The sequence below is a fragment of the Prosthecobacter sp. genome (assembly GCF_044373815.1).
In the GTDB taxonomy this organism is placed as follows: Bacteria; Verrucomicrobiota; Verrucomicrobiia; order Verrucomicrobiales; family Verrucomicrobiaceae; genus Prosthecobacter.
In genome coordinates this window covers 1-16,282 of the sequence record NZ_JBIPNG010000102.1, presented here as the reverse complement: position 1 = coordinate 16,282, position 16,282 = coordinate 1, and the positions used below count along the sequence as shown (strand labels likewise).

The 16,282-nt window shown below is 58.6% G+C and carries 14 protein-coding genes; 6 read left to right on the top strand and 8 right to left on the bottom strand.

Annotated features, from left to right (window positions below; genetic code table 11):
* A partial coding sequence (locus ACIREA_RS10945) for a LexA family protein (protein WP_397382310.1) occupies nucleotides 1-483 on the bottom strand: 483 nt, incomplete at its 3' end.
* A gap of 90 nt (nucleotides 484-573) precedes the next feature.
* Here ACIREA_RS10945 and ACIREA_RS10940 point away from each other — a divergent pair.
* Both ACIREA_RS10940 and bioF read left to right on the top strand, forming a co-directional pair.
* Entirely contained in the window at nucleotides 574-1,245 is a 672-nt protein-coding gene (locus ACIREA_RS10940; protein ID WP_397382309.1) for a tetratricopeptide repeat protein, read from the top strand.
* A 3-nt stretch (nucleotides 1,246-1,248) separates the two neighbouring features.
* Nucleotides 1,249-2,427 (top strand): 8-amino-7-oxononanoate synthase, encoded by a 1,179-nt coding sequence (bioF, locus tag ACIREA_RS10935; RefSeq protein ID WP_397382308.1) that lies wholly within the window; start codon nucleotides 1,249-1,251, stop codon nucleotides 2,425-2,427.
* Here bioF and ACIREA_RS10930 read toward each other — a convergent pair.
* Nucleotides 2,418-2,927: a hypothetical protein gene (locus ACIREA_RS10930; RefSeq protein WP_397382307.1), complete on the bottom strand. Its 510-nt coding sequence runs from the start codon at nucleotides 2,925-2,927 to the stop codon at nucleotides 2,418-2,420. The genes bioF and ACIREA_RS10930 overlap by 10 nt on opposite strands.
* A 380-nt stretch (nucleotides 2,928-3,307) precedes the next feature.
* Between ACIREA_RS10930 and ACIREA_RS10925 the strand changes: the two genes are divergently transcribed.
* The 3 genes from ACIREA_RS10925 (at nucleotide 3,308) to ACIREA_RS10915 (ending at nucleotide 7,821) form a co-directional block, all read left to right on the top strand.
* Complete coding sequence (locus ACIREA_RS10925; RefSeq protein ID WP_397382306.1) at nucleotides 3,308-4,315, top strand: hypothetical protein; 1,008 nt, start codon at nucleotides 3,308-3,310, stop codon at nucleotides 4,313-4,315.
* A gap of 796 nt (nucleotides 4,316-5,111) precedes the next feature.
* Entirely contained in the window at nucleotides 5,112-6,017 is a 906-nt protein-coding gene (locus tag ACIREA_RS10920) for a hypothetical protein (protein ID WP_397382305.1), read from the top strand.
* A 127-nt stretch (nucleotides 6,018-6,144) separates the two neighbouring features.
* Complete coding sequence (locus ACIREA_RS10915) at nucleotides 6,145-7,821, top strand: dihydroxy-acid dehydratase (RefSeq protein ID WP_397382304.1); 1,677 nt, start codon at nucleotides 6,145-6,147, stop codon at nucleotides 7,819-7,821.
* A 6-nt stretch (nucleotides 7,822-7,827) separates the two neighbouring features.
* Here the strand turns inward: ACIREA_RS10915 and pdxA are convergent, their stop codons facing one another.
* From pdxA to deoC, 6 genes are all read right to left on the bottom strand, one after another.
* Nucleotides 7,828-8,823: a 4-hydroxythreonine-4-phosphate dehydrogenase PdxA gene (gene pdxA, locus ACIREA_RS10910; RefSeq protein WP_397382303.1), complete on the bottom strand. Its 996-nt coding sequence runs from the start codon at nucleotides 8,821-8,823 to the stop codon at nucleotides 7,828-7,830.
* A gap of 16 nt (nucleotides 8,824-8,839) precedes the next feature.
* The gene (locus ACIREA_RS10905) at nucleotides 8,840-9,682 is read right to left on the bottom strand and encodes an alpha/beta fold hydrolase (RefSeq protein WP_397382302.1); all 843 of its coding nucleotides are present in this window, start codon (nucleotides 9,680-9,682) and stop codon (nucleotides 8,840-8,842) included.
* Nucleotides 9,676-10,122 carry a hypothetical protein gene (locus ACIREA_RS10900; protein ID WP_397382301.1) on the bottom strand — a complete coding sequence of 149 codons (447 nt, stop codon included), beginning with the start codon at nucleotides 10,120-10,122 and terminating at the stop codon, nucleotides 9,676-9,678. Before ACIREA_RS10900 ends, ACIREA_RS10905 begins: the two co-directional genes overlap by 7 nt.
* Nucleotides 10,119-11,531, bottom strand: a complete 1,413-nt coding sequence (locus ACIREA_RS10895) for a DUF1501 domain-containing protein (protein ID WP_397382300.1) — start codon at nucleotides 11,529-11,531, stop codon at nucleotides 10,119-10,121. The genes ACIREA_RS10900 and ACIREA_RS10895 overlap by 4 nt, the downstream gene beginning before the upstream one ends.
* Nucleotides 11,528-14,485: a PSD1 and planctomycete cytochrome C domain-containing protein gene (locus tag ACIREA_RS10890; protein WP_397382298.1), complete on the bottom strand. Its 2,958-nt coding sequence runs from the start codon at nucleotides 14,483-14,485 to the stop codon at nucleotides 11,528-11,530. The genes ACIREA_RS10895 and ACIREA_RS10890 overlap by 4 nt, the downstream gene beginning before the upstream one ends.
* An 88-nt stretch (nucleotides 14,486-14,573) precedes the next feature.
* A complete protein-coding gene (deoC, locus tag ACIREA_RS10885; protein WP_397382297.1) occupies nucleotides 14,574-15,356 on the bottom strand; it encodes a deoxyribose-phosphate aldolase in 783 nt (260 codons plus the stop codon).
* A gap of 78 nt (nucleotides 15,357-15,434) precedes the next feature.
* Here deoC and ACIREA_RS10880 point away from each other — a divergent pair, with 78 nt between their 5' ends.
* Nucleotides 15,435-16,193 (top strand): GntR family transcriptional regulator, encoded by a 759-nt coding sequence (locus ACIREA_RS10880; RefSeq protein WP_397382296.1) that lies wholly within the window; start codon nucleotides 15,435-15,437, stop codon nucleotides 16,191-16,193.
* The last annotated feature ends 89 nt before the right edge of the window (nucleotides 16,194-16,282 follow it).

Below are 16,282 nucleotides of genomic sequence, written 5' to 3'. Positions count from 1 at the left end.
GATGAGCGCGGCGACGATGTCTTTTGGGCGCGGTTCACGGATCTCGAGGATGACGAGGTCGCCATCGCCGATGAGGGCGCCGATCATGGATTCGCCACGCACTTTGAGCGCGAAACTTTTCGCGGAGCGTGGAATGCCGAGGGTGTTCACATCCACAGAAATGCATCTGTCGGCATGCTGCACCATGTCAGCGGCGGCCATGCCGGCGGGAATCTGGCCGAAGACTGGAATATCGATGATTTCAGCACGGTCGAGGTCTTCAGGGAAGACCACCGCACGCGCTTTGTGCGCATGACGCTGAATGACGCCTTTTTTTTCCAGAGCACGCAGATGACTCATCGCGGCTGTCTGGCTGGAAAAGCCGAAGTGGCGCTGGATGTCACGCGTGGAGGGCATGACACCGTTCGTGCGCTGGTAGCTGCGTAGGTACTCGAGGAGTTCCTGCTGGCGGGCCGTAAGGCGGGAGTCAGTGTCGGTGAACATGATAATTAAGGGCTGTTCGGGCGAACATTCCCTCTCATGCTCTGTACGCAAGATGTTTTCCTGCGCCAATTTCAGCGCATAGTCTCAGCCATGCTGTGTTCGAATCATCTGAAAATCTCCGCTCTCCTACTGCTGGCCACGATCTGCCAAGCGCAGGAGGCAGCGCCGATCAACCCGGCCAAGATGGATAAAACCGGCATGCTGCCCCCATTCACCAAGGTGCTGGGAGAACGCGCAGCAGCGGCCTTCGGCAAGCAGGACTGGCCAGCAGCCCGCAAGGCCTACCAAGAAATGCTGGAACTCGACGATGGCAATGCCCTCATCTGGGCCAATCTGGGCGCGGTGGAGCAGCAGGCAGGAGAAACCAAGCAAGCCATCGAATGCTTTGAAAAATCCGTGCAGCTCAACCCGCAGCTCGCGCAAACGTGGACGGCTCTGGGGTTGCTGCTGCAAAAACAGGGAGACACCTACCGGGCCATCTCCTGCTTCACCCGCGCCATTCACGAAGAGCCTGAGGATGCACGCGCTCATAATTATCTGGCCATCGCCGCCAAAGGCCTGGGCTGGGCGGATGCGGCAGAAGCAGAACTGCAGCGCGCGATCGAACTGAAGCCCGATTACGGCATCGCTCATTTCAACATGGCGCTCATGCTCCTGGAGCGCCGCCCGCCTGCCATTGAGCTGGCGCGCAGGCATTACGAGAAGGCGGTCACGCTCGGGGTGGCGAAGGATGATGTGGTGGAACGCCGCCTGAAGGAGTAACGCATGCAGGAACGCACGGACCCTTGGGACATCACCGCTCAGCTGGATGAACTGCGTGCGCAGGGACTCTGGCGCGAGCTGCGCCCGTTGGATGAGCTGAATGGCGTCACCGTGCGCGCCGATGGCCGCGCGTGGATCAATTTTTCTTCCAACGACTACCTGGGCCTGGCGCATTCTGCTGAGATGAAGAATGCACTTGCTGAAGGCATCGCCAAATATGGCGGCGGCTCCGGTGCCTCACGTCTGGTGTGTGGCACCCATCGTGCCCATGCTGACTTGGAGGAAGCCCTGGCCAATTTCAAGGGGACGGCGGCCTCGCTGACCTTCAGCAGTGGATTTGCCGTCGCACTGGGGACGATTCCGGCACTCATGGGCGCAGGCGACACGATCATCCTCGACAAACTCTGCCATGCCAGCCTCGTCGATGCAGCGCGATTGAGCGGAGCGACGATCCGTGTCTTTCCCCACAATCACCTCGAAAAACTCGAACGCCTGCTGCAAACGGCCAAAGGGCGTGTGCTCGTCGTCACAGAGTCGATTTTCAGCATGGACGGTGACGCCGCCCCGCTGCGGGAAATTGCAGAGCTCAAGGCAAGGTACGGTGCCTGGCTGATGGTGGATGAAGCCCACGCCGTGGGTGTTTTGGGCCCGCAGGGGCGTGGACTTGCCGCTGCATTCGGCGTAGATCACCAGGTGGATCTACACTTGGGCACCCTGAGCAAGGCCTTCGGCCTCAGTGGCGGCTACCTCGCTGCCTCACGCCAGGTCATTGACCTGCTGATCAACCGCGCGCGCAGCTTCATCTACTCCACCGCCCCCCCGGTGCATCTGGCTCATGCGTTGAGTTCCATTTTGAATCTGATTCGAAGTGAGAAAGGCGATGCCTTGAGGGCAAATGTCCTCAGCCATTCAGCGCAAACACAAGCCCTGCTGGCTGAAATCGGTGTCGCTTCACAGCCCGGCCCGGCAGCCATCCTGCCGGTCATTCTGGGTGAAGCGTCACGGGCTCTGGAAATCAGTGCTCGCCTGCGTGAGGCCGGATTCCTCATTCCCTGCATCCGCTACCCCACCGTCGCCCGCGGCAGTGCCAGACTGCGCATCACCGTCAGCGCATTGCACTCTTCCGCACAGATTCACTCCCTGGGCAGTGCCCTGAGGGAAACGCTTGAGCCTCAAGGCTGAGGCAACTGTCCCAAAATCTCCAGCGCCCGTTTTCTGGCGTTTTTGATCTCCTGCGGGTTTAGAGAAATTCCGTTTTTTCCCGAGGCCATCAGATTGGTGCGTTCCTGCCGATGCTGCAGAAACAAAACGTGACCAAGTTCATGGGCCGTCACGCGGGCTACGGGGTTGTCAGCTCCGCCGGAAACTTTGTGAAATTCAGGGTTTTCGCACACCACGACCGGCTCGCCGTAAAAAAAGCCGTTGGGGCCCATGTCCTTCACAAAACACATGTCAATGGCGGTGGGACTGAACTGATCCGTTGGAATCGCCTTTTTGACCCAGTCTCGATCCTTGATGTACCATCTTTTGGAGGCAAGATCGAGTGCTTGCAGGCTGTCAATCGCCTCCAATTCGAATCGAATGCCCGCCTGGGCCCAGATGTCGTTCACTTCATCAAAAATGGCACGCGCTTCATTTTCCGTAAGCGTCGTTTGCAGCCTTGGATTCGTGATGGACTGCATCAGGTGCACGCGGACTCTCAAATGAATGAGGGGAAACGGCTCACGGGAATGCAATGGCAACGACCACGCCATGAGCAAAGTGAAAATCAGCAGACGAGTCATAACAAGGTTTAACCATCTTCCGCAATCCGTTCAATCTCAAGATATCACAGATTTTGGCATGAAGGCTGCGTGGGAAGGATCCTTTCTATAACTATGGCAGCAATTAGGGATGCATTTTTTTGCTCCATTATTGCAAAATTTGCTTTTCACGTGTTCCGGCCCCTGCTAGTTTTGGGGCTGAACGGCTCACGTACTATGGATTAGAACTCAGGTTTTAGTCCTTACCATGCGAGTGTCCGACCTCAACCCAACCAACCTAATACCAAACTAATCAGACTATGAAATTGAACGCATTGCTGAAAACGCTGGGGTTCTTGGCACTGGCCGCCACTCCCGTTGTGGCCGGACCATCCGCTCCCGCTCCTAAAAACCCAATCGCTCCGGCTCCCGTGAACGATGACCTCGGCATCACCGCCTCCATCGGCTACGACTCCAACTACGTCTGGCGTGGCTTCAACTTCGGACAGCATTGGGTCCGTGCCGGCCTCAACGGTGAGCTTCTCCTTGTGGGCGGCGCTTCCGAAGACGGCGCTGGCAGCACCTCCCTCCTCTGGGACGTGAACTACGGCTCCCTCGCAGGTGACCAGGACAGCTACTCCCCTAACCTGACTACCGCTAATGCCGCGATCAAAAACACCAACTCCTTCCAGCGCCTTCAGCTGGGTGCTGCGATCTCGCATGACTTCGGTCCTGCAGCGGTCAGCTTCGGCTACAGCTACATCCACAACATGGGCGCCCTCGCCAACGGCGGTGGCCTCAATCAGGCTGGTATCTTTGGCCAAAGCCAAGGCTACGGCATGAACGACATCCAGCAGCTCACTCTGGGTGCCAACACCAACCTCGGCCCGATCAATCTGGCTTCCAGCGCGAACTATGACCTCGTCAACGGTGGCTGGTACTTCGACCTCACCGCCAAGTCCACCATCGCTGTGACCGATGCCATCAGCATCGTCCCACACGCTGGTCTTGGCTATGGTCTGCACTACAACGCTGGCCTCACCCAGGCTACCCGCGGCCTCATCGGCGGCGGCACCCTCTTCGGTCAGAGCGCAGCACAAGGTGGCATCAGTGGCTGGACCGCACTCAACGTTGGCATTGATTTCCCAATCAAGCTCAACAGCCGTGCGACCCTCACCCCTTACGTTGCAGCCAACCTGCCAATGGGCCCGGTGAAGAATCTGGCTCGCTCGTCCACGAACGCTTACGCCTTCGGTGTCGGCGGCGGCCCTGCCACCCCGTTCCACAGCATCGTGTATTACGGCGTGACCCTCAGCGTCCGCTTCTAATTCAAGTCGTTCTCTGAACGATTCAAACCTTCAAGGTTAACCTCCCGGCGCAAGCCGGGAGGTTTTTTTGTGTTAAGTCAATTCTACTGAGCAGCCTCATATGCAAATCCGGGCCCGGCTGAGTTAAGAATCCTTCAAGTCCATTCCTGCCTTGAGCACAGCCTCACCTGAAAGCTTGATAGCTGCATGCAGCTGCCAGCCTCCCGCCATCTGGCATCTCATCAGGTTAATCTCAGGCTGGATAAAAATTTGCTCCACCCGCTGGCGCCATGGGTCGTGATTAGCCTATAGGGGATCAGACAGCGCATGCCCACCCCTTCTCTTTGAGCATTTGACGTCTGGATGCTCATGACGCGCAACCTCAGTGAGTGAAGGGGCCGCGCCTCACTGCTCTTCTTCTTGGCAGCCCAGCAAGACACGATTTTCTTGGAAAGACCACAAGAAGCCGACCGTACCGCCTGCAAATAAAAATAGAAAATTTTGGAGTGCTCTCGGCCCGCTCCATCTTCAGCACCTCCCTGCCCGCGTTTTTCAAGCAGGCCTCACGGTGCCAAGCATGAGGAATGTTTGGTTTCAACGGAAGGACTCAGCCTCCGAAAATAGGCTTTTAGCCGATACTCTCTTAAGAGTCGTTATAGCAACGATGGTTTATTCATGAAATAAACAAAAAAAGTGATCACCTCGATAACATGGCACGGCACCTGCTCTCTGATGTTACCGCTGCTTGCCTTCCCGGCTGGTCAGCGCCTCAACACCAACAATAACTAAACTCGACCAACACATGAAGCCCAAAAGCATGACATCATTCATTGCCAAGTCGGTGACCGTTCTTGCTGCCTGTGCAGCGCTGAACGCATCTGCCGGCACATCCGCCCCCGTTAAAAACCCCGTCCCTGTGGAAGAAAAATCAGGAGCTCTGTTCGAATCGATCGGAGCCACCTTCGACGCCGGCTACGACAGCCGCTACTACTTCCGCGGTCTTTGGTTCGCTGATAACATCATGTGGACTGCACTCAACATCAGCGTGCCGATCACTGACAAGCTGACCTGGGGCATCGGTGGTGCCTACATCAACACCGCTGGCACACCCTTTCTGGGTTCCAAAAGTGGCTTCCAATACTCGGAGATCGATGCGATCACCAATCTGTCTTACGATGCAGGTTGGGCCAAGTTCGGAATGCAGTACCAATACTACTTCTATCCAGATAACTACGGTGGCAGCTTCAATGGCGCCCCTATTGCAGGTGCCGACCCAGAATTTGCACTCAAAGGTGCTGGTGAACTGGGCTGGACGGTTGCAGTGCCAATCAAGGGCTTCAACATCTATGCAGGCTACTACTATGATCTCCGAATCAATGGTTCCTACATCTCCCTCGGTGCGGACTACACCTTCGCAGTCACTGATTGGCTGAGCATTGTGCCTTCCGTCAACACCGGTTTCGGCATCGACTACTACACCGGCAATGGTTCCGGTTCGGTTCCTGGCAGCGCCTTGACTGGCAACAAAGGTCAGAGCATGAACAATGGTCCGACTTCTGGCTTCACCCACGTTCTCTACACGCTCGCCGTCCCAGTCAAGCTGACCAAGTCGGTTACCTGGACGAGCTATGTGGCATTGAACCACGGCGAAAAGCTTCGCACGCAGCTCAACGCTACCCAGAACGAGCTCTACTGGGGCACCAAGCTTAGCTTCGCGTTCTAATTCGTCGGGGCTCTAAGCCCTGAACTCACTTGTCTGATAATTAGGTTGGGGCTCCCGGTCAGTTCGTTCACTGACCGGGAGCTTTTTTTTTGGCGCAGAACGTCTTCCTGCCTAGCATCCGTGCTGCATGACTGAACATCCGCTCAACTGGAACTCGAACAACCTCACCCATGGCTGGCAGCGCGGCGTCAACGCCTTCTTCTGGGGCCTGGGTTTTAAACCCGCAGATTTCGACAAAGCGCAGATCGGCATCGGCACACCGCTGCTCGACGGCAACATCTGCAACGTCCACGCGCACGAGCTTGCCCAGCTCATCGCCCAAGGCTGCAAAGAAGCAGGACTCATCGGCTTCCCCTTCGGCGTCTCGCCAGTTAGTGATAACATCACGCAGGGAAATGTGGGTGGTGCAGCCTCCCTTTGCTCACGCAATCTCATGGCGAACGGTGCCGAGATGATCTGCACCTCTCACTGCTACGATGCGCTCATCGGCCTGCATCATTGCGATAAAAACGGCCCGGCCTTCGCCATGGCTCTGGCACGCACCAATTATCCCGGCCTCATCGTCAACGGCGGCAGCATCATGCCCGGCTGCCACAAAGGTCACTCCACCTCCATCCTCGACGTCTATGACGCCGCCGCGAAGGAAAAGCAGGGGACGATGAGCTATGAGGAGTCCGAGCAGATCATCCGTACCGCCTGCCCTGGCGCAGGTGGCTGCGGCATCGCTGCATCGTTTAATACTTGGGGCATCGCTCTCGAGGCCATGGGCCTCAGCCTGCCGGACACCTCCTCCATGCCTGCCATCGAAACCGGCAAACGTGAAGAATGCCTGCGCGTCGGCAAAGCCGTGCGCCGCCTCCTGGAAATGAATCTGCGCCCGCGCGACATCATCACCAAGGCCTCCATCACCAATGCCATGACCGCCATCTGCGCCATCGGTGGCTCCACCAATGGCGTGCTGCATATCCTGGCCGTCGCCCGCGAAGCAGGAGTCGATTTCACCCTGCGTGACGTTCAGGCCATTGCCCGCCGCACGCCTGTCCTGTGCAATTTCGCGCCTCGTGGGCGTGGCACCATGGTGGATCTCCATCGCCTTGGCGGCACCACCATGCTGCTGAAGCACCTCATGAAAACCGGGCTGCTGGATGGCTCCTGCATGACCGTCACCGGCCAGACATTGGCAGAAAACCTCGCCAATGCCGCTGAAGTTCCCTTCCCCAATGAACTCATCGCTCCCGTCGAAGCACCGTTCAAGGAATTCGCCGACATCCAGATCTGCTTTGGCAACCTCGCCCCGGACGGCATCGTCTTCAAAGTCTCCTCGCTGGACGAGCCCCGGTTCCGTGGCAAAGCCATCTGCTTCACGGATTCCAAAGGTGTCTCCGATGCCGCAGCCGCCGGCCGCATCCAGCCCGGCCACATCGTTGTCATTCGTGGCTGTGGCCCCGTGGCCCTCGGCATGCCGGAAATGCACGTGGCCAGCGCCGCTCTCGCAGTGCCAGAGCTATACGGCAAAGTCGCCCTGCTTTCAGACACCCGTGTCTCCGGCGTCTCCGGGGGTGCCGTCGGCGTGCATTGCAGCCCGGAAGCAGCTGTGGGCGGTCCGATTTCCGTGGTGGAAGATGGCGATGAAATCGAATTCGACCTTCTCGCAGGCACCATTCACGTCAATGCCGACCTGGATGCTCGTCCGCGCGTAACTTTCCCCGTCAGCCATCCCTTCGGCTATCTCGCGGACTTTTCTGCAACGGTAACTCAGGCCCACCAGGGCTGCGTGCCTCGCTGGGTGGCTGATCGAAAATAAATTTCCTCAACTCGCCATCTTGGCCGCCAGCAGCACAGCCTCCACCAGGCTGCGCCCGTTGGCTTTGCCCTGCCAGGCGATGTCGCACGCGGTGCCGTGATCCACACTCGTGCGCGGCACCGGCAGCCCCAGCGTGGTGTTCACGGCGGTGTCAAACGCCAGCGCCTTCAGTGGGATCAGCGCCTGGTCATGATACAAACAGATGTAAGCATCCACTGCGCGGCGTTTCGGGGCAATAAAAGCGGTGTCAGGCGGCAGCGGTCCTTCGATTGTGTGGCCTTTCGCGCGGGCCGCCTCGATGGCAGGCACAATGATCGATTCCTCTTCACCACGGCCAAACAGCCCATGCTCACCCGCGTGAGGATTGAGCCCGCAAACCGCAATACGCGGCTTCTTTCCACGCACACGTTGCACGGCCTCAGCAGTCAGTTCGATGACATCCAGAATGCGCTTTGAGGTCAAAGCTGGCACCACATCCTGATAACCGATATGCACCGTCACCAGACTGCAGATCATTTCCTCGGAGAAAAAGGTCATGCAGGAGCGCTCCGCCTGCATCTTCTCCGCAAACATCTCCGTGTGCCCCGGGTATTTGATGCCTGCGGCATGCAGCGCCTCCTTGTTCAGCGGTGCCGTGGCCACTGCGGCAACTTGTTTTGCCAGCGCGGCCTCGATGCTCTGCTCCACGTAGAGATAACCCGCCGCACCCGTCTTGGCATTCACCGTGCCCGGCTTGAAATCCTCCGCATCAAAACCAAAAAGATCGAGCACCGCCGGCTCGTTAATGCTCCCGCACTTCTCCGCCCATTCGATCTCGCTGATGATACGTTTCGGCGCTGGGAGTCCGGTCTGCCGTGCGCAGCGCGAGAGCAGCCGTGCATCCCCAAAAACCACCGGCGTAGCCACCTCGCACACCTCCGCGTTCGCAAGCAGTTGCAGACAGATTTCGGGACCGACCCCCGCAGGGTCGCCCATGGTGATGGCAATGAGTGGTTTCGGCATGAACCGCCACTCTGACTCAACGCAGCACCTTGTCGAGAAACTTGGCAACGATGGCTGTGCGTTCCTCATCATAAAACTCCGCACCACCATGCAGGCTGCCGGGCAGCATGACCAAAGTCACCGGCAGGCCCAGGGACTCATAGTCTTTGGCCAGTTCCTGCGACTGCTGCGGCGGCATCTGCGGATCCGCATCGCCATGGATCAAGAGCAGCGGCGGATCATTCTTGTCCAGATGCGTTACCGGACTCGCCAGCTTTGCCAGTTCGGGCTTTTTATTCGGCGTATCCCCCAGCAGCAGCTTCAGCGCAGGAATGCGGAAATCGCGGCCCTTCGGAGTGCTCTGGGAGAGAATCGTTTCCAGATTCGACGCACCAAAAAAGCTCACGATGACCTGCACATCGCTGCTTTGATCCAGATGCTCACCGACTTTGCCTTCGAGCTCTGGGTTCCCATTGCTCACCCCAACCAGGGCCGCCAGATGCCCGCCAGCCGAGGAGCCGATGATGGCGATCTTGCTGGCATTGATGTGATACAACCCCGCCTTGGCCCGCAGAAAACGAATGGCAGCCTTGATGTCATGCACCTGCGCTGGAAACAACGCCTGTGTTGACAGCCGGTAGTCCACGCTCGCGATGGCGAAACCCTTGTCGTACAAGTCGGCGATCGGCACGTCCTCTTTGGAACCCGCCCGCCACCCACCGCCATGCACATACACGATCAGTGGCGGATTCTCCCCCTGCGGACGATGCAGATCCAGCTTGAGCGAAGTCTCCCCCACCTTGGCATATTCAATGTCGGTTTGAGTATCCGCCAAAGCCGCAGCGGTGAGTAAAATAAGGGAGCAAATGAACTTCAACATGGTTCGATCATCATCTGCTCAGCCGGGACTTCCAGCCTGATTTTTGTGCCATAGCTCAGCCCTTCCGTCCACGGCAGCAGCAGTTCCAGCACGTCCGGCTTCTGAAAATGCACCGGCTTCGTGTCGGGATGCGGATGGTAAATCCAGCCGCGAACCGGCTCAGCCCCATCGCGGTGCACCGTGACATCAAAGAACGAAAAATCCTCCGCCGGATCTTCGGGATGCCACTTCAGCGCACGAAACGTATGCCGGGGCTGCACCACTCGATAACTCAGCGGCGCGATGCTCACATTCAACGTGCCGGGATAAAACGCACTCAGATCGAGTCCCAGCTCCGCAAAGAACGGCAACTGCATGCGCAGCGTGCCTCCTGGAAAACGCGGATTCCCATTCAACCCTGAGGCCACTCGATGGCCTTGAACGATGGTGGCGGGGATCATGCCAGAATCTGTTTGATCACATGACACGGCTCCACGCCTGTCAGTTTAAAGTCGAGCCCCGCTTTGCTGAAGGTGAGACGTTCGTGGTCAATGCCCAGACAGTGCAGAATTGTCGCCTGCAGATCAGCCACGTGAGTCTCGTCCTCGATGATATTGAAGCCCATCTCATCCGTCGCACCCAGGGTGACACCGCCTTTGATGCCCCCGCCGGCCATCCACATGGTGAATGCCTGCGGATGATGATCACGCCCCAGACTGCGGCCCAATGAAACACTGGCCTCGACCATCGGTGTGCGGCCGAATTCACCACCCCAGACAACGAGTGTGCTGTCCAGCAGACCGCGTTGCTTAAGGTCCTTGATCAGCGCGGCACTGGCCTGATCCGTGATGCCGCAGTTCTTCTTCACATTCCCCGCCACATCGCTGTGCGCGTCCCAGCCTTCGTTGTAGATGTTGATGAACCGCACGCCGCGCTCGACCATGCGCCGTGCCAGCAGACAGGCCCGGGCAAACGAAGGCACCTTCGGATCACAGCCGTACATTTTCAGCGTAGCCTCATCTTCCTTGGTTAGATCCATCAGCTCCGGCGCGGAACTTTGCAGGCGGTAGGCCATCTCGTAATTCGCGATGCGCGTGCCCGTTTCACTGTCGCCATCCAGCTTGAGACGGCGCTGGTTCATCGCGTTGATGAGTTCAATCGTGTCGCGCTGCGTGCCCGCCTCGATGCCCTGCGGCGTGCTCACATTCAAAATCGGATCGCCCGTGTTGCGAAAGCGCGTACCGGAATACACGCTGGGCAGAAAGCCACTGCTCCAGCAGGCCGCACCACCGCTGATGCCGCTGCCAGTGCTCATCACCACAAACGACGGCAGATCCCGCGTCTCGGCACCGAGACCATAGGTGATCCACGAACCCATGCTGGGCCGCCCCGGCTGGGAGAAACCCGTGTTCATGTAAATCTGCGCCGGCGCATGGTTGAACTGCGTCGTGCGGCAGGACTTCACGATGGCGATGTCGTCCACCACCGAGGCCAGGTGTGGTAGCATCTCGGAAAGCTCAGCTCCACACTGCCCATGCTTCGCAAACTTGTAGCGCGGCCCCAACACTGCCGCGTCCGGCCGGATGAAGGCATAACGCTGCCCGCCGATGATCGAAGGCGGCAGCGGCTTGCCTTCGTACTTCGTGAGCATGGGTTTGTTGTCGAACAGCTCCAGCTGCGACGGTGCCCCCGCCATGAACATGTGAATCACCGCTTTGGCCTTCGGCTGAAAATGCGTCGGCGCGGTGACATTGGGACTCTGCGTCACGCCATAGGCAGACTCCGCCAGCAGCGAGGCCAGCGCGATCTTGCCGGTGCCGACAGCACAATCCTGGAAGAAATGACGACGAGTGATGTTGGAAGTGTTCATGGATGCGTGATGGCTTCGTCAAGGTTCAGTGCGGCGCGGCTCACATCGGCCCACAGGGCCTCGCCTTCGATTTTCCTTTCGCGCTGCTTTTGCAGGAAGGTCTTTAGCATCGCCAGTTCATCCGCCGCCGCAGGCCGTGTGGCGACTCGGCGGAAGATGTTTTGCAGACGCTCTTCATCACTCTGTGATTCCGCCATCACCTGCTTCGCCATCGCCTGGGCTGCCTCCACAAACATCTGGTCGTTGAGCAGTGTGAGGGCTTGCAGCGGGCTGTTTGAAACTTCGCGTTTGGCCAGACAAGATTCACCGGTGGGAGCATCAAAAGTGGTGGCCATCGCAAAAGGCGCGGTGCGCTTGGTGAAAGTGTAGAGGCTTCGGCGGTAGTGGTCCTCTCCCTCGCTGGTCTTCCACTCCACTTTGCCGTAGGTGCCTTCGGAGGTCACGCTGGCTGGCTGCGGTGGATACACACCTGGGCCGCCCATCTTCGGCGACAGCACCCCAGCAGCCTTCAACGCGGAATCACGAATGACTTCAGCATCAAGCCGAAACCGAGCACCACGCGCCACCAGGATGTTCTCAGGATCTTTTTTCGCATGCTCAGGTGTGATGCGGCTGCTCTGTTTATAGGTCGCACTCGTCACCATCAGCCGGTGCAGCTTCTTCATCGACCAGCCCTGCTTCACCAACTCCACGGCCAGCCAGTCGAGCAGTTCGGGGTGCGAAGGCGGATCACTCTGATAACCAAAGTCTTCGAGCGATTTCACGATGCCACGGCCAAAGAACGCCTGCCAATGGCGGTTCAATGTCACACGAGCCGTAAGCGGATTCTCCCGCGCGAACAGCCACCTCGCAAACGACAGCCGGTTCGCGGGCGCATTCTTGGGCAGCGCAGGCAGGAACGCCGGCACGCCCGGCGTGACCTCCTCCTTTGGCTGCAGGTACTCACCACGATGGTAGCGGTGCGTGATGCGCGGATTGTTCACAGGACGTTCCTCCATCACCAGCGTGGCCTGGCCGCGTGGCGGTGTTTTGCGAGCAATAAGCAAGGGCTTGGCGGCCTTCTCCATTTCAGGCGCGGTCTCAAGAAAGCTCCGCAGCAGCATCTCATGTTTTGATTTGTCACCGCTGGCCAGTGCCTCCTCGACTTCCGCCGGCAGCCCCGTCGCTTCAGCATGCTCACTGGTCGTCACCGAAATCCGGAAGTGACCGAGCGGACAGGCAAAATGCTTTTCAAACAGCATCTTCAAATCCAAGCCGTTCGTGAGATCCACCGGCTGCTCAAAATGAAACACCGCCGCATGCTGCACGCCGTAACCACCAAGCACCTGCCAGCCGCTGGACATCTCGCCATCCAGCGTGGCGCCGGCGTTGTTCTTCTTTTTCGCGGCGGCTTTCGCCTTGGCTTTGGGATTGCTGGCAGCGGCGTCATTGATGCGATCGTCCTCGTCATCATTCGTATCCTCAGCCCGCGCAATCTTGACGCGCTGACCATTTTGCAAAGCCTGAAATTCACTCATGAAGAAACCACCGAGCGGCCCTTCGTAGTTGGTGAGTCCGGGGCCGTCATTCGGAAGGCTGGAATGTGAAGTCACCTCAATGCGCAGGGCCCGCACTCCCTTGATCGGTGCCTTGAAGCTCAGATCATAGACATCACTCTTCGAGATGTCACCGCTGCCGAGGATGAAGCCATCCACCTGCTGCTCCAGATGAGGCATGGTCGTGGCCATCTTCGTGGGGCGAATCACTTCCCACTTGGATGCCCGGTGCGATTCACCTTCGATCCATCCTGCGAAACGACTTTCCATGGCGGCTTTACCACCAGGAAACTTGCCAGACAGTTCAGCCTCAAGTTTGGCAATCTTGGCCATCTGCGCTTTTTGCTGGGCCGCCACTTCCGGCGTCGGAATAAAATAGATCGGCTCGTTCGCATTGTTCAGCAGCGCCAGCGTGCGGTAAAAGTCCGTGTGCAGGATCGGATCGTACTTGTGCGTGTGGCACTGGCAGCAGTTCATCGTCAGGCCCATCCATGCCGTGCCGGTGACGCTCACGCGGTCCACCATCGCATAAAAACGGTACTCGTTCGGATCAATGCCCCCCTCTTCATTGAGCATCGTGTTGCGGTGAAATCCCGTGGCAATGAGGTCGTCCGTCGTCGCGTTCGGCAGCATGTCTCCGGCGAGTTGTTTGATGCTGAACTGATCAAAAGGCATGTCAGCGTTCAGCGCACGCACCACCCAGTCGCGATACGGCCAGATCTGGCGCGGGCGGTCTTTCTCAAAGCCGTTCGTGTCAGCGTAGCGGGCGAGGTCCAGCCAGCGCCGTGCCCAGCGCTCGCCATACTGCTTGGAGGCCAGCAAGTGGTCCACCAGCTTGTCATAGGCATCAGGTGCCTTGTCATTCACAAACGCATCCGCCTCCGCAGGTGTCGGCGGCAGGCCGGTGAGATCCAGATAAACGCGCCGCACCAGCGTGAAACGATCCGCCTCCGACGAAGGCTGCAAACCCTCCTTCTTCAGCCGATCTTGAATGAAGGAATCAATCGGATGCACGCCAGCGATAGGCAGCACAGCCTGCTTCGGCGGCACATAAGCCCAATGCGCCTCATACGGCGCTCCTTCCGCAATCCACAGCTTCAGAATGTTCTTCGCGCTCTCCGGCAGCACAGATTTCGTGTGCAGCGGCGGCATGACTTCATCCTCATCCGTCGAGAAGACGCGCTTGATGACTTCACTCGCGTCCGGTTTCCCCGGCACGACCGCCAGCTCTCCAGACTTGCCCTTTCCAATGGCCGAATCCCGCAGATCCAGCCGCAGCTTGCCTTTGCGCCCCTGGTCATCCATGCCATGGCATTTGAAACAATGCTGCGCCAACACCGGACGCACGTCTCGATTGAAATCGACGGCGAATCCAGCGGCTGGCAGGGCAAGGCAGAAAAGGAGGGCGTGGCGTGTCATTGCGGTCGGTTGAAAACGCCGTGAACAGGCAATTTCTGACCACAAGACATGCCACGAGCAGGATCCGCCAACAGAAAGACAAGCCGGGTCAATATCCCCCAGAACCGATCTTGCCAACCGCACCATCCAGCGTACCCGCAGCTTCACGCTTGCGATACTCGTCCATCATGGCTGCCGTAGCCGTGGCTCCGCAGCGTGATCCGCCGAGGTCGCGGACCTTGATAAGTCCATCGAGATCGCGCACCCCACCCGCCGCTTTCACCTGTACCTTGGGACTGCAGCTGGCACGCATCAGCGCCAGATCATGCTCCGTGGCCCCTTTGTAATTGTAGCTGCCGTCGGCCTGCTTCACGAAGCCGTAGCCCGTGCTCGTCTTCACCCAGTCCGCCCCCGCGCGCTCGCAGATATCGCACAGCTTGCGCTTGAAGTCATCGCTGCTCAGGCCCGCACCGCCATTGGTCAGATAGTCGTTTTCAAAAATGACCTTCACCTTGGCTCCGTGCTTGTGCGCTTCATCGCAGACCGCTTTCACATCGGCCTCGACGTAGCCCCAGTCACCGCCCAGCGCTTTGCCAAGATTGACCACCATGTCGATCTCGTTCGCGCCGTCTTTGCAGGCAAGCTCCGTCTCATAGCGCTTGGATTCCGTGGCGCTGTTCCCGTGCGGGAAACCAATGACACAACCCACCAGCACACCGGAACCTCGCAGCCATTCTACGGCTTGCTTCACCGCATAGGGCTTGATGCATACCGACGCCACCTGGTACTGCGCCGCCAGCTTGCACCCGGCTTCCAGGTCCGCGTCCGTCATCGTGGGATGCAGCAGGCTGTGGTCGATCATCTTGGCAAGGTCGGAATAGCTGTATTTCATAGGGTGCGATTGGCTAAGCCAATTTCTAAATTGGCTTAGCCACTTGTCAAAGCCCCTTTTTCCCCCAATGTCTCCGCTGTGGCCCGGCCAGCATCCTTTCACGAACAACTGATCGAAAAACTGCGGAAACTCCTCCGCAGCCGCCAGTTCGTGCCCGGGGCCAAATTTCTGACTGAACGCGAGATCGCCGAGCGCTTCGACACCAGCCGCCCCACGGCCAACAAGGCGCTCAGCAGTCTCGTTTCGACCGGCCTGCTGGAGTTCCGCCAGGGTGCGGGAACCTTCGTACGCGGGAGCGTGCTGGATTACGATCTGCAGCATCTCGTGAGCTTCACTGAAAAAGCCAAAGCCGCAGGGAAAAAGCCCGGCACGCAGGTCATCGCCCTGCAAAAACTCTCAGCCGCTGATGCGCCCGCAGCCGTGGCTCAAGCCCTGCATGTCTCACCCGATGAACCACTGCACTACCTTGAGCGTCTTCGCCTCGCAGATGGACAACCCGTCATCTACGAGCGCAGGCACGTCGTGGCACGCTTTTGCACCGGCATGACCAAGACCGACGCCAAAGGCTCGCTCTACGGCTTCTGGACGACCAAGTGCCGCCTGACCATCTCCGGTGCGAACGAATCCATCCGCGCCGTGAATGCCTCATCCGCCCAAGCTGCGGCGCTCGGCATCCCATCCAACACCGCCTGCCTCCTGGTCGTCGCCACCGGCTTTCTCGAAGGCGGCGTTCCCCTCTGGTATGAAGAGACGCTTTACCGCAGCGATGCGTACGAATTCCGCAATCAACTCGGCGGCGTTTCAGGCCCCAAACCCGCGCAGGGCCGCATGCGCTGATGCACTTTACTCAAGGCGGATTTCAGGACTCGACACATTGAGCGTGGACCCGTTTTCCTCCTGCACGTGCACGGTGATGACATCCAGTG